Source organism: Sphingomonas donggukensis, from assembly GCF_023674425.1.
GTDB lineage: Bacteria > Pseudomonadota > Alphaproteobacteria > Sphingomonadales > Sphingomonadaceae > Sphingomonas > Sphingomonas donggukensis.
The window spans coordinates 484916-498483 of sequence record NZ_CP098401.1 but is presented as its reverse complement, the minus strand read 5'-3'; the positions used below and the strand labels follow the sequence as shown (position 1 = coordinate 498483).

The 13568-nt window shown below is 68.5% G+C and carries 11 protein-coding genes; 2 read left to right on the top strand and 9 right to left on the bottom strand.

What is annotated here, in order from left to right:
* The first annotated feature begins 97 nt into the window (after positions 1–97).
* On the top strand, positions 98–880 hold the full coding sequence (locus M9980_RS02400) for an arginyltransferase (protein ID WP_250752959.1): 783 nt from the start codon (positions 98–100) through the stop codon (positions 878–880).
* 16 nt (positions 881–896) lie between these two features.
* On the opposite strand, the gene M9980_RS02395 is transcribed toward M9980_RS02400, so the two are convergent.
* The 4 genes from M9980_RS02395 to M9980_RS02380 form a co-directional block, all read right to left on the bottom strand.
* Complete coding sequence (locus M9980_RS02395) at positions 897–1703, bottom strand: transglutaminase family protein (protein WP_250752958.1); 807 nt, start codon at positions 1701–1703, stop codon at positions 897–899.
* Positions 1700–2635, bottom strand: a complete 936-nt coding sequence (locus tag M9980_RS02390) for an alpha-E domain-containing protein (RefSeq protein ID WP_250755032.1) — start codon at positions 2633–2635, stop codon at positions 1700–1702. Before M9980_RS02390 ends, M9980_RS02395 begins: the two co-directional genes overlap by 4 nt.
* On the bottom strand, positions 2635–4119 hold the full coding sequence (locus M9980_RS02385) for a circularly permuted type 2 ATP-grasp protein (protein WP_250752957.1): 1485 nt from the start codon (positions 4117–4119) through the stop codon (positions 2635–2637). The genes M9980_RS02390 and M9980_RS02385 overlap by 1 nt, the downstream gene beginning before the upstream one ends.
* 83 nt (positions 4120–4202) lie before the next feature.
* Positions 4203–6203, bottom strand: a complete 2001-nt coding sequence (locus M9980_RS02380; protein ID WP_250752956.1) for a protein-disulfide reductase DsbD family protein — start codon at positions 6201–6203, stop codon at positions 4203–4205.
* Between the two features lie 72 nt (positions 6204–6275).
* Here M9980_RS02380 and M9980_RS02375 point away from each other — a divergent pair, with 72 nt between their 5' ends.
* A complete protein-coding gene (locus M9980_RS02375) occupies positions 6276–7910 on the top strand; it encodes an alkaline phosphatase family protein (protein ID WP_250752954.1) in 1635 nt (544 codons plus the stop codon).
* A 42-nt stretch (positions 7911–7952) separates the two neighbouring features.
* Here the strand turns inward: M9980_RS02375 and M9980_RS02370 are convergent, their stop codons facing one another.
* From M9980_RS02370 to M9980_RS02350, 5 genes are all read right to left on the bottom strand, one after another.
* On the bottom strand, positions 7953–8891 hold the full coding sequence (locus M9980_RS02370; RefSeq protein ID WP_250752952.1) for a right-handed parallel beta-helix repeat-containing protein: 939 nt from the start codon (positions 8889–8891) through the stop codon (positions 7953–7955).
* 92 nt (positions 8892–8983) lie between these two features.
* Positions 8984–9871, bottom strand: coding sequence for a 3-hydroxyisobutyrate dehydrogenase (gene mmsB, locus M9980_RS02365; protein ID WP_250752949.1), 888 nt, complete (start codon positions 9869–9871; stop codon positions 8984–8986).
* Between the two features lie 189 nt (positions 9872–10060).
* Positions 10061–10837, bottom strand: coding sequence for an enoyl-CoA hydratase (locus M9980_RS02360; protein WP_250752946.1), 777 nt, complete (start codon positions 10835–10837; stop codon positions 10061–10063).
* Positions 10834–11880 (bottom strand): enoyl-CoA hydratase/isomerase family protein, encoded by a 1047-nt coding sequence (locus tag M9980_RS02355; RefSeq protein ID WP_250752945.1) that lies wholly within the window; start codon positions 11878–11880, stop codon positions 10834–10836. Before M9980_RS02355 ends, M9980_RS02360 begins: the two co-directional genes overlap by 4 nt.
* Positions 11877–13553, bottom strand: a complete 1677-nt coding sequence (locus M9980_RS02350) for a PHA/PHB synthase family protein (protein ID WP_250752943.1) — start codon at positions 13551–13553, stop codon at positions 11877–11879. Before M9980_RS02350 ends, M9980_RS02355 begins: the two co-directional genes overlap by 4 nt.
* Between the last annotated feature and the right edge of the window lie 15 nt (positions 13554–13568).

Below are 13568 nucleotides of genomic sequence, written 5' to 3'. Positions count from 1 at the left end.
GCGTTAACTTTCTTTCTTGGTAAAGCGCCTTTTCATCACGATTTTCCGGTCGCATAAGATATCGGCGCGGTCGTGCGGACCGCCTTGGGATTGAGTGGTGACGGCACCTTTTCGCTATCCGCGGTTCTTCGTCACGAGCCCGACGCCGTGCCCGTATCTGCCCGGCCGCGAGGAGCGGAAGGTGTTTACCGAGCTGAACGGCCAGCATGCCGGCGAGCTGAATGACGCGCTTGGCCGCATCGGTTTCCGCCGCAGCCAGTCGGTCGCCTATCGTCCGTCCTGCGCGGGCTGCACCGCCTGCGTTTCGGTCCGTGTCGTCACCGAAGGGTTCAGGCCGAACGGCACGCAGCGCCGGGTGCTGAAGCGCAACGCCGACCTGGAAGTCCACGCCTGCCGGCCCTGGGCCACCGACGAGCAGTACGAACTCCTGCGCCGCTATCTCTCCAGCCGCCACCCCGGCGGCGGCATGGCGACGATGGACGAGGGCGATTATTCCGACATGGTCGAGCAGAGCCCGGTCAACAGCTTCGTCGTCGAATATCGCGAGCCGACCGTCGACGGGCGCCGCGGCAAGCTGGTCGGCGCGTGCATCACCGACCAGCAGGCCGACGGCCTGTCGATGATCTACAGCTTCTTCGACGCCGACGGCGCCGACCGCCCGGGCCTCGGCAATTTCATCATCATGGACCACATCCTGCGCGCCCACAGCGCCGGGCTGCCATACGTGTACCTCGGCTATTGGGTGAAGGGGTCGCGCCGGATGGACTACAAGACCCGCTATCGCCCGATCGAGGTATTGGGGCCGGGCGGCTGGTCGGATTTCGATCCCGATGCCGATCCGGTGCCGGTCCACGCGCCGCGGATGCGCGAACTCGCCTGAACCGGCGCGCGGGCGCTCAGGCGTCCCCGCCCATGTCCTCTACCTGCACGTCGACGTCGAGCATCTCGCGACCCGACCCGATCCGCAAGCCCGCGACCGGCGCCGCGCCCGCCGCGTCCAGCGCCACCGCGACGCGGACGTAGTTGCGATCCGCACAGATTCCGCGCGCCGCGTCGAACGCGACCCAGCCCAGCCCGGCGACATGCGCCTCCATCCACGCATGTGGCGCGTGCGCGGCGCCATCGGGATTGCGCAGATAGCCAGAGACGTAGCGCCCCGGGATTCCCGCGGCATGGCCCAGCGCGATCATCATGTGCGCAAAGTCGCGCGGTGCCGCCTCGGTCGTCGCGAAGACCTGGCCCGCGTCCAGCCCGTCGTCGTGATGCTTCTCGATCACCCCGACCCGCTCGTGCAGGCCGCGGCAGAAGCGGTGCAGCGTATCCAGCGGATCGCGCCCGGCGTGATCGCCGGCGAACTCCAGCAGATCGGCGGACGGATCGGTACGCCCCCCGCGGCGCAGGTACAGCTCCGCCGGCAGCGGCTCGACCGCGCCGTGGACGATGCCGGCATCGCCCGCGGTCAGCACCTCGCCCTGCACGGTGATCTCGATCCCATCGAGCGGCCCGTCGGCGTACAGCATCGTCACGCGGTTGCCGAACCCGTCGCGCGCCTCACGCAACCGCGCGTCGCAATCGACGCCGATGTGCCACGTCACCACCGTCTGATCGACCGAATCCTGCGGGGTCAGGCGCAGCATCTGGACCAGCCGGTCCTGCGGCTTCGAAAAACGATAGCGCGTATGGTGGTCGACCGAGATTCTCATGTGAACCGGAACTGCCGGGCGATCGCGGCGTGCAGCAACTCGTTCTCGCGGATGAAGGCGTTCAGATATTGGTGCAGCCCCTTCACGATCACGTCGTGCGAGCGCGTGCGCTGCATCGTGGTCAGCCGCGCGCGCGCCATGCGGTCGGCCTCGCCGTGCAGGCCGGTACGCTTGCCGAGCAGGGTCATCACCTCCACCACTTCCTCGACGCTTCCCGCCAGACTGCGCGGCAGTTCGAACCGCGTGGTCAGCAGGTCGATGACCAGCGACGGCTTCAACCCCTCGCTGTACATCCACCGATAGGCCGTCACCGCCGACACCACCTGCAGGATCGTCGTCCACTGATCGCGATCGACCGTGCCGCCGACCTGCTCGCCCTTCGGCAACAGCAGGTGATATTTGACGTCGAGCAGCCGCGCGGTGTTGTCGGCGCGCTCGATCGCGGCGCCCAGGCGAATGAACCACGTCGCCTGGTTGCGCATCATCCAGTGGGTCGCACCCTCGAACCCGCGGGTTTCGGCCTTCACCGCCTCGACCAGAGTCAGCGGCGCCATCGTTGAAGCCGGGCGCCCGCGCGCGTTGAAGATCAGCCACGCGCGGTTGATCGCGGTCCAGGCGTCGCGGGTCAGCGCGGTGCGCACAGCCTTCGCATTGTTGCGCGCCTGGTCGAGGCAGGCGGCGATCGAGCCGTGGTTGCCGGTGTCGGTGGTCAGGAACCGCGTGACGCTCGCCGCGGTCACCTCGCGCTCGGTGGCGGCGAACGCCTTGTCCGAATAGGTCACCGACAGCGCCGATCGCCACGCCGCCACCCCCGCCGGGCTGGGTGACAGCGCGTCCAGGCGGATCGTCGCCTCGACCAGCCGCGCCGCGAAATCGGCACGCTCGATATAGCGCCCCAGCCAGTAGAGCGACGACGCAGTGCGAGAGAGCATCATCGCTCCTGCCCCTGCGTTTGGGCCTGCGACTGGCCCGGCCCGCCGGGGGCATCGGGCATCAGCACGAAACTGTCCTTGGTCCCGCCGCCCTGGCTGGAATTGACGACCAGCGACCCCTCCTTCAGCGCGACGCGGGTCAGGCCGCCCGGCACGACGCGGGTGAAGTTGCGCCCGGTCAGCACGAAGGGCCGGAAATCGACGTGGCGCGGGGCAAGGCCCGCCTCGGTCACCGTCGGCACCGTCGACAGCGCGAGCGTCGGCTGCGCGATATAGCGTTCGGGCGCCGCGATCAGCGCGGCGCGGAACTCCTCGATCTCCGCCCGGCTCGCGGTCGGGCCGACCAGCATGCCGTACCCGCCCGATCCGTCGACTAGCTTCACCACCAGCTCACCCAAGTGATCGAGCACATATTTCAGCGCCACGGGCTCACGGCACCGGAACGTCTGGACGTTCGGCAGCTTCGCGTCGGCGCCCGAATAGAAGCGCACGATCTCCGGCATATAACTGTAGATCGCCTTGTCGTCGGCGATGCCGTTGCCCGGCGCGTTGATGAGCGCGACGTTGCCGGCACGATAGGCCGAGATGAGCCCCGGCACGCCCAGCAGCGAATCCGGGCGGAACACCAGCGGGTCGAGATAATCGTCGTCGATGCGGCGGTAGATCACATCGACCTTCACCCGCCCGCCGATCGTGCGCATCCACACGATGTCGTCGTCCACGACCAGGTCGGCGGCCTCGACGAGCTCGACCCCCATCGAATCGGCGAGGAAGCTGTGCTCGTAATAGGCCGAGTTGAAGTGTCCGGGCGTCAGCACGACGCACACCGGGCTCTGCCCCGCGCCCGATGGCGCGACCGACCGCATCGTCTCCAGCAGCATGTCGGGATAGCTGTCGACCGCGGCGACCCGGAACTCGCGGAACAGTTCGGGGCACAGCCGGATCATCGCCTCGCGGTTTTCCAGCATGTACGACACGCCCGACGGCGTGCGCGCATTGTCCTCCAGCACGTAGAATTCGTCCGGCCCGGTGCGGACGCAGTCGATGCCGCAGATGTGCGCCCAGATGCCGTGCGGCGGACGCGCGCCGGCGATCTCCGGGCGGAACTGCGGGTTCTGAAAGATCAGGTCGGGCGGCAGCACCCCGGCGCGCAGGATCTCGCGCTCGCCATAGATGTCGTCCAGGAAAGCATTGATGGCGCCGACCCGCTGGACCAGCCCGTCACTCAGCCCCGCCCATTCGTTCGCGGTGAAGACGCGCGGCACGATGTCGAACGGGATGATGCGCTCGGCGGCATCGGCGTCGCCATAGACGGCAAAGGTGATGCCGAGCTGCCGGAACGTCGCCTCCGCCGCCTCCAGCCTGCGACCGAACTCGGCGGGCGGCGTCTCGTCCAGCCAGCGCCCTAGCGCGGCGAATTCCGGGCGGACATGGCCGGGGCCACCCGCTCCCCAGATTTCGTCAAAAGCGCCCCCCGATAGCATCAAAGGGGTGAAAGCCGCAGGATCACCATAAGTTGCATGCTGCCCGCGGATGCTGCGTTGCACAAGCGCAATAAAATCGCGCCCTATCTGCCGGCGCGGGTCGTCAGCATGTCGCGCGACAAGAGCTGCGGCAGGACTTCGGCCTCGCCGCCGCCCTTCGCATACCAGAGGTACAGCGGCACGCCCGCGCGATTATGGCGTTCGATGAACCGCCCGAGCACGCGGTCGCCGTCGGTCCAGTCGCCGACCAGCACCGTCACCCCGCCCCGCTTCAGCGCGTCCTGCACCGCGTCGGTGTCGATGACGGCGCGCTCGTTCACCTTGCACGTGACGCACCAGTCGGCGGTGAAATAGGCGAAGACAGGCTTGCCCTGCGCGCGGAGCGCCGCAAGTCGGGCTTCGCTGAAGGGCTCGACCCCGGCAACCGCCGCCGCTTGTACCGGCGCGCGGGTGACGACGGCGAGCGTGCCCAGCGCCAGCACCGCGGCCAGCGCACCCGGCACCCAGGCCTGCGCGCTTCCCCGCGCCTGACGCGCGCCCGTCCACCACAGCCCAGTCGCGAGCACGATCGCCGCGCCCAGCCCCAGCGTCATGCCGGTCACCCCGGCCTGCCGCCCCAGCACCCACGCCAGCGCCAGCGCAGTCGCGAACATCGGCAGCGCCAGGACATGGCGGAACGTCGCCATCCAAGCCCCCGGCTTCGGCAGCATCCGCCGCAGCGCCGGCACGAACCCGATCGCCAGGAACGGCAGCGCGAGCCCAAGCCCGAGCCCCGCGAACACCGCCATTGCCGCCCACCATGGCAGCACCAAGGTCGCAGCCATCGCTGCGCCCATGAACGGCCCCGTGCACGGCGTCGCCACGAACGCCGCCAGCGCGCCGGTGCCGAACGCTCCGCCTTTTCCGCCCGCCGCCATGCGATTGACCGCGCCCGGCGTCGCCAGTTCGAACAGCCCGGCGAGATTGAAGGCGATTGCGGTCATCAGCAGCAACAGCAGCAGGATCACGCGCGGATCGGTCAGCTGGAACGCCCAGCCCACGCTCGCACCGCCCGCCCGCAGCGCCAGCAGCACCGCGCCCAGCGCGACACACACCAGCATCACGCCCGCTGTATAGGCCAGCGCCTCTCCCTTCGCCCCTTCGCCGCCCGACTTGGCGAGGCTCAATGCCTTCAGGCTCAGGATCGGGAACACGCACGGCATGACGTTCAGCAACAACCCGCCAAGGATCGCCCCGCCGAGCGCCGCGAGCAGCGACCAGCCCACGCCGCCCTCGCTTACCGCGACAGTTCCCGGCGCGGCGCGAACAAGGAAGCCCTGGCCCGGCGCCACCGCCAATACGCCCTCGACCATCGCCGGCGCGCCGCCGCTCGCCTTGGTCGCGATGGTCAGCATGTCTCCTTCGCGGGTCAAGCGCTGCGGCGCGGCGTAATCGACCACGCCTTGCGTCAGCGGGAAAAAGTACGGATCAGTCGCCGGCGAATCCGCCGGATACGGCACCGCCAGCCGCACCTGCCCGTCCGCCACGGCAAACCGCGCGGGCGATCCCAGCGGCTTCGGCATCGCGCGGCGCCACCCGTCGAACTCGGCGCGCCGCTCCAGACTGACGGCGCCGTCGCCGACCGTCAGCCGTGTCGTGAGCGTTTGGCTCTCGGGCACGCACACCTGGTCGGTGCACACCAGATAGTCTAGCTTCACCGACACCGGCAGCGCCGTGCCCTGCGCCAGCCCCCCCGGCAGCGTCAGCGTCACGAATTGCGCGAACGGCCCCTCATACACGTAATTCATCAGGCCGGAGATCAGCAGCCGCTGCGGCACGGGATACTGGATCGGCCCCGCCGTCACCCCCGCCGGCAGAGTCCACGCCGCCGTCGTCTCGACCCCGGCGTCGCCCGGATTCTTCCAATAGCCGTGCCAACCCTGCTGCGGCGTCGCGGCGAACGCCAGCGTCATTTTTTCGCCGGCGCGCGGCGTCTCGCTCTCGGCAACCAGGGTGATCGCGATGTGCCGCTCGCCCGGCGCCTGCGCAGCCGCCTGCGTCGCGAAAAACGCGAGTGTCATCAACAGGACATGCAGAAGCCGCATCGCCGATCCTTGTGGCATCCTCGCCGCTCGAATAGCGAGGGCAGATTGCCCTTGCCCGATCGGAGGCCCGACGTGAAGCTGCTCCCACTCGCCTTGTGCGCCACCGCGCTCAGCGTTCCCGCGCTCGCGCAACAGGCCGCGCCTGCGCCCACCGCGCCGCCGAAGCTGCTCGTCGTCATCTCGGTCGATCAATTCTCCGCCGACCTGTTCGCCGAATATCGCCGCCACTTCACCGGCGGCTTCGCGCGGTTGCAGGACGGCGCGGTCTTTCCCTCGGGTTATCAGAGCCATGCGGCGACAGAGACGTGCCCCGGCCATTCGACCATCACCACCGGCGCCCGCCCCGCCCGCACCGGCATCATCGCCAACGACTGGGTCGACCTGAAGACCGCGCGCGAGGACAAGACCGTCTATTGCGCCGAGGACGAGAACGTGCCGGGCTCGACCTCGAGCAAATACACCGTCTCCGACAAGCATCTGCTGGTCCCGACGCTCGGCGAGCGGATGAAGGCGTGGAACCCGGCCAGCCGCGTCGTCTCGGTCGCGGGCAAGGACCGCGCGGCGGTGATGATGGGTGGGCACAAGGTCGACGAGCTGTGGTGGTGGGACGCCGGCGCCTACCGCACCTACGCCGGACGCCCGACCCCGCCGGTGGTGGCACAGGTCAACGCGCTGGTCGGCGCGCGCTATGCCGCCCCGGCGGCGGCGGTCGCAGTACCTCCGCAATGCGCCGCGCGCGACCGCGCGGTGGCGATCGGCGCGGGCAAGTCGGTCGGCACCGGCCATTTCGAGCGCGACGGCAACAACGCCCGCCTCTACCGCGCCTCCCCGCAGTTCGATGCCGCGACGCTGGCGCTCGCCGCCGGCCTGATCCGCGAGATGAAGCTCGGCCAGGGTGCGGCGCCCGACATCATCAGCATCGGCGCGTCGGCGACCGATTACGTCGGCCACACCTATGGCACCGAGGGTGCCGAGATGTGCGGCCAGCTGCTGTCGCTCGACCGCGACCTCGGCGATTTCTTCGCGGTGCTGGACAGGAGTGGCGTGGATTATGCGGTCGCGCTGACCGCGGACCACGGCGGCACCGACCTGCCCGAGCGTCACCGCGAGGATGCCGTACCGGGCGCGGTGCGCACCACCGCAGACCTGAATGCCAAGACGATCGGCACCGCGATCGCGGCGAAGCTGGGGCTGAAGGGGCAATTGCTGCGGGGCGGCAATTTCGGCGACATCTGGGTCGATCCGACGTTGACTGCAGCGCAGCGCAAGACGGTGATCGCCGAAGGGGTAAAGGCATTCGCCGCCCACCCGCAGGTCCAGGCGGTCTTCACCGCCGAACAGATCGCCGCGACCCCGCTGTCGAAGGCCCCGCCCGAGACGTGGAGTTTGCTGGAGCGCGCCCGCGCCTCGTACAATCCCTTGCGCTCCGGCGCCTTCGTCGTCGCGTTGAAGCCGCGGATCACGCCAATCGTCGACCCGACCAAGGGCTATGTCGCCACCCACGGCAGCTTCTGGGACTACGACCGCCGCGTGCCGATGCTGTTCTGGCGCAAGGGGATGGTCGGCTTCGAACAGCCGCTGTCGGTGGAAACCGTCGATATCGCCCCGACGCTCGCGGGGCTGATCGGCCTGCCGCTGAAGCCCGGCGACGTCGATGGTCGCTGCCTGGACCTGGTCGCGGGGCCGGCGAGCAGTTGCCCGAACTGAGGCCAGTTCAGCACGAACGAGTGGGGTTTGGCGCGCGACTTCCTACCGCGTCTCGAACAACCGCACGCCCCTGCCCAGCCGGTTGGCGCCGACCGCCAGCCGGTCGTGGCTATAGTCCGCCACGAACGCGGGCGACCGCGTCTCGCCCGGCGCCAGGCTCGCGTCGTTGTCCTCTATGCGCAGGCCGGTCGAGCGATAGGTCCGGTTCTCCGCCGCGACGACGATGAAGCCGGTCCAGTTCTCCTTGTTGCGCCCCTGCACGAACATGTTGCGCGCGATCAGCCCGGTGGCGCCTTCGGGCAGGTCGATCATGTAGTTGGTCTTGCGCCCGCGCGTGTCGTCGAAGCTGTTGTCGGTGATGGTGACGCTGGGCGAACGGACCTTCACATAATGACCGCCGGTCCCGCGTTCGAAGCGGCTGCGCGTCACCGTCACACTGCCTTGGTTCGCGAGGTAGATGCCGTGCGAGCAATCGGTCGTCTCGTCGCATTGGCCGAGCCCGGCGAACGTCGACTTGTCGATCACGATCTTCTGCGCCGCGGGCTCGCCGCCCAGGATGCCCTCCTGGCTGTCGAGAAACATAGAATTGGTGACGGTCAGATTGCCCATCTCGGTGCGGATGCCCGCGCCATTGCCGTCGGGCACGCGCACGCCGCGAAAGATGATGCCGTCGACGGTCGACCCCAGCCCCCGTAGCACGAAGATCGCCTTGCCCTCGCACGGGCTCCCCTCGAACACCACGCTGCCGGGCGTCGCCGCGCGGAAGGTGATGTGCCCGCCGGTCTGGACCGTGCATTCGTGGTAGGTGCCGGGCGCGATCAGGATGGTGCCAGTTCCCATGCGGATCGAACCGACCGCATCGTCCAGTCGCTGGAACCCTTCACCGGTTTCCTGAACCGTGAAGGGCGCGTGTCCCTGCTGGGCGGCAATCGGGCTGGCGACGGCAAGCGCCGCGGCGGCGAGCAGGATCGGGCGTAGCATATCGCCCAGATGCGCTCGCCGCCTGCAGCTGAAAACCCCGATAGAAGGTTAACCGGGCCTGCGTGCCGCGCCGGGACGGCATGCGCAGCCGTTTACGTTTTGCTCGTGGCCAGCGTCCGGATAATCCCCGAGAAGTCATGGTTGCCGACGTCCGCCGCGACAAAAGCCTCGTACAGCGCCGTCGCCTTCGCGCCCATCGGCGTCTCGGCATCGACGCTGCCCGCGGCCTCCATCGCCAGGCGCAGGTCCTTCAGCATCAAAGCCGCCGCGAACCCGCCCTGATAGTCGTTGTCGGCGGGACTCTGCGGGCCCACGCCGGGCATCGGCGCATAGGTGTTGAGCGACCAGCACGACCCCGAAGAGACGCTGGCAATGTCGTAGAATTTCTGTGGGTCGAGCCCCAGCTTCTGCGCCAGCACCATCGCCTCGCACGTCGCGATCATCGTCGCGCCGAGCAGCATGTTGTTGCAGATCTTGACCGACTGTCCGCTGCCGTTCGCCCCTGCGTGGATCACCGCCTTGCCCATGTCGGACAGGAAAGCCTCCGCCCGTTCGAACGCCGCCGCCGAGCCGCCGACCATGAAGGTCAGCGTGCCCGCGTTCGCCGCGCCGATCCCGCCGGAGACGGGCGCGTCGACCATCGTCAGGCCCTTGGCCGCAGCGGCCTCGGCCACGCGCTTCGCGGTCGCGACGTCGATCGTCGAGCAGTCGATCAGGATCGCGGTCTTCGGCACCGCGTCGAAGATGCTGTCGGCATAGACCCCCTCGACATGCTTGCCCGCGGGCAGCATCGTCACGACGGCTTCGACGCCCTCGCAGGCCGCCGCCGCGCTGTCTGCGGGCAGGCACCCCGCCGCCTTCGCCTTGTCGAGCGCGTCCGCCGACAGGTCGAACGCGCGGACGTCATGCCCCGCCTTCGCCAGATTCGCGGCCATCCCGCCGCCCATGTTGCCGAGACCGATGAAGGCTATCCGTGCCATTGTTCTCTCCAATCCAAACCTTCTCCGGAGGGAGAAGGATACCGCAGCTTGCGAGCGTGCTCGCTAGCGAAGGTTGGATGAGGGGAGCCGCTCTCGATAGGGCGATCCCCTCACCCAGCTACGACTAGGGCCGCGTGAAGAACGCGACCCAAGTCTGCGCAACCCTCTCCCGATGGGAGAGGGAAAGCCTTATTTGCCCGACCACTTGCCCGGACGTTTCTCCACAAACGCCGCCATGCCTTCGCTCTGGTCCTGCGTCCCGAAAAGGCCGTTGAACAGACGGCGTTCGAACAGCACGCCCTGCGCAAGCCCCGTTTCGAACGCGGCGTTGACCATTTCCTTGTTCGCCTTGACCGCCAGCGGGGCCATGCCCGCGATCGTTGCGGCGGTCTTCAGCGCGTCGTCGATCAGGTCGGCGGCGGGAACGATGCGGGCGACGAGGCCGGCGCGCTCGGCTTCCTCGGCGCCCATCATCCGCCCGGTCAGGCACATCTCCATCGCCTTGGCCTTGCCGACCGCCCGCGTCAGCCGCTGCGAGCCCCCCATGCCGGGGCTGACCCCGAGCTTGATCTCAGGCTGTCCGAATTTCGCGGTGTCGGCGGCCAGGATGAAATCGCACATCATGGCCAGTTCGCACCCGCCGCCCAGCGCATAGCCCGCGACTGCGGCGATCACCGGCTTGCGGGTCGCGGTCACCCGCTCATAGCCCGCGAAATGATTGGTGCCGTACATCGCGGAGAAATCCATGTCGGACATCTCCTTGATGTCCGCCCCCGCCGCGAACGCCTTCTCGCTGCCGGTCAGCACCGCGCAGCCCTGCGTCGCATCGGCATCGAACGCCACCAGCGCCGCGATCAGTTCGGCCAGCACCTGTCCGTTCAGCGCGTTCAGCGCCTGCGGGCGATTGAGCGTGATGAGCGTGACGCCATCGGCGCGCGCGTCGACGATCAGGGTTTCGTAAGTCATAGCGGGCTCCAGGCCTCCTCGGGCGGCAGGGGTTGGAAGAATGCGTCGGTCGGCGCCTCGGGCGCCCAGGCGGGTGCGCCGTCCTTGTCGATCAGCAGCGCGCGCACGCCCTCGCGAAAATCGGGGAAGGCGATCATGCGCACCATCAGGCCGTATTCCATCCGCATCTCGTCGACGAAATGGGGTTGCTTCGGGCTTTCGACCAGCATCCTGAGCGATACCGCGCACGCGGTCGGAGACTTCGCGCGGATCGTCGCCGCGGTGGCGCTCGCCCAGTCATCGCCCTCGGCATCCAGGCACGCGAGGATGTCCGCCAGCGTATCGCTCGCGAAACACCGGTCGATCAGCGGCAGGCGCGCCTTCAGCGGCGCCCCGGACGGGTCGACCGACAGTTCGTCCAGGATCGCCTCGACGCGGTAGGGATCGGCGGCGATGCGCGCCTTCGCCTCGTCCAGCACGTCGGACGGCAGGTAATGCGTCGCGAGGCGTAGCGCCTTGCATTCCGCCCCGTTCAGCCGCGCGCCGGTCAGCGCCAGATATTGCGCCAGCCGTCCGCGCAGCCGCGACAGGTAGCGCCCGCCGCCGACGTCGGGGAAGATGCCGATCGTCGTCTCAGGCATCGCGAACACGGTGCGCTCGGTCGCCACGCGGTAGCGGCACGGGCATGCGATGCCGACACCGCCGCCCATCGTCACCCCGTCCATGAAGGCGACGCCCGGCTTCGGGAACGTGTACATCAGGTGGTTGAGGCGATATTCCTGGAAGAAGAAGGCGCGCGCGGCATGGTCGTGCCCCTCCACCGCCTTTGCGATCGTCACCACGTCGCCGCCCGCGCAAAAGCCGCGGGACAGTTTCGGATCGCCATCCGGCGACGTCGCATGGTCGATCAGGACGATGCGGACATCGGGATCGTCGCGCCACGCCAGCAGCGCGTGCGTCATCTGGCGCACCATCGACAGGTCGAGCGCGTGGAGCGCCTTCGGACGATTGAGGCGCAGGCGCGCGGCGGCGCCCTCACGCAAAGCGATAATGCTGTCGGTCATGCGGTCTTCGCGTAGCTGCCGGGGGCGGGTTCGATACCGTCGGTAATGACGCGCGCGGGCACCTGCTTTCCGGTGCCGTGTGCCTCCAGCCAGCCGATCCAGTGCGGCCACCACGACCCCTCGTGCCGGGTCGCGCTCTCCAGCCAGTCCGCCGCCGTCGCCGGACGCTCGCTGCCCGTCCAGTATCCGTGCCTGTTGGCGGCGGGCGGATTGATGACGCCGGCATTGTGCCCGGATCCGCCGAGGATGAAATCCGCCCTCAGCAGCTTCGAACCGTCATACACCGCGCTCCAGGCGGAGACGTGATCGTCCTTCAGCGCGATCGAGAGCACGGGCGTCGCGACCGCGGCGAGGTCGATCGCCACGCCGCCGACCTCGAACCCGGCCGGCCTCGCCAGCGCATTCTCGTACAGCAGCCTGCGGTTATACGACGTCAGGAATTTTGCCGGAATCCGCGCGCCATCCTCGAACCAGTAGAGCAGGTCGCTCGGCGGTGCTGCCTGGTCGAGCAGATAGTGGTTCACCACCGACGACCAGATCAGGTCGTTGGCGCGCATCGCCGCGAACAGCTGTTGCAGCTCGACCGAATCGATGAAGCCCTGCCGCTCGAGATGCCCCTCCAGCGCGGTCAAATGCGCTTCGTGGACGAACGCCGACCAGTCGCGCATATCCGCGAAATCGACCATGCTGCCGATCAGCGTCGCCGAGTTCACCTCGCCGCTGCGCCCCTTGGCCGCCAGATAGGCGAGCGCGATCGCGACCAGCGTGCCGCCAAGGCAGAAGGCGAACAGGTCGGGCGTCGCCCCGGTCCGCTGTCGCACCACGCCGATCGCCGCGACGATGCCGTCCAGCACATAGTCCTCGACGCCTTTGTCGCGGTGCGCCTCGGTCGGGTTGACCCACGACACGACGAACACGGTGCGGCCCTGATCGACCAGCCATTTGACCAGGCTCGATTTCGGCTGAAGGTCGATCATGTAGAAGCGGTTGACCAGCGGCGGCACGTACAGCAGCGGCTCGGCGGCGACGTCCGGCGTCGTCGGCGTGTACTGGATCAGCTGGCACAGGTCGTTCTGCCACACGACCTGACCCGGCGTCGCGGCGATCGTCTCGCCCTTCACGAACGCGTCCGGATCGGTGCGGCGAGTGACGATGCCCTTCCCGCTCGTCACGTCCTCCATCAGATTCGCGAACCCCTGCATCAGGTTCGCGCCGCCGGTCGCGATCGTCTTTTCGATCACCGCCGGGTTGGTCATCGCGAAATTGGTCGGCGCGACCGCGTTCAGCCAGCCGTCGAGCAGGAAATTCGCCATCGCCTGCGTCTTCGCATCGCCATCGCCCTGCGCCACCAGCCGCCGCATCTGCGCCGAGGCGAGCAGATAGCCGTCGCGGATCGCGCGGAACCAGGCATCCTCCTGCCATGCCGGCGCGGCGAATCTACGGTCCTTCGGCTTGTCAGCGACGGGCGTCCACACGTTCGCCCAGAACGCGCTCCACTCGCGCGCGGCATCGACCTGCAGCGCGAACACCTGCGCCGGATCGAAACTGGCGCCGAAGCGCGCCATCGATTCGAACAGCGCCAGCGGGTCGTAGGGCCGCGTCGCCGCGCCCGTCACCGGACGCCGCATCGCCGCGGTCATCGTCTGCATCGCCTGGGTCCAGGGGTCAGTCACACACACATCCTTAGT

Excerpts from the sequence above, each read along its gene's own strand:
- M9980_RS02360 (WP_250752946.1), bottom strand. The coding sequence starts at position 10,837 with ATGACTTACGAAACCCTGATCGTCGACGCGCGCGCCGATGGCGTCACG.
- M9980_RS02390 (WP_250755032.1), bottom strand. The coding sequence starts at position 2,635 with ATGCTCTCTCGCACTGCGTCGTCGCTCTACTGGCTGGGGCGCTATATC.
- M9980_RS02385 (WP_250752957.1), bottom strand. The coding sequence starts at position 4,119 with ATGCTATCGGGGGGCGCTTTTGACGAAATCTGGGGAGCGGGTGGCCCC.
- M9980_RS02395 (WP_250752958.1), bottom strand. The coding sequence starts at position 1,703 with ATGAGAATCTCGGTCGACCACCATACGCGCTATCGTTTTTCGAAGCCG.
- M9980_RS02355 (WP_250752945.1), bottom strand. The coding sequence starts at position 11,880 with ATGACCGACAGCATTATCGCTTTGCGTGAGGGCGCCGCCGCGCGCCTG.
- mmsB (WP_250752949.1), bottom strand. The coding sequence starts at position 9,871 with ATGGCACGGATAGCCTTCATCGGTCTCGGCAACATGGGCGGCGGGATG.
- M9980_RS02380 (WP_250752956.1), bottom strand. The coding sequence starts at position 6,203 with ATGCGGCTTCTGCATGTCCTGTTGATGACACTCGCGTTTTTCGCGACG.
- M9980_RS02370 (WP_250752952.1), bottom strand. The coding sequence starts at position 8,891 with ATGCTACGCCCGATCCTGCTCGCCGCCGCGGCGCTTGCCGTCGCCAGC.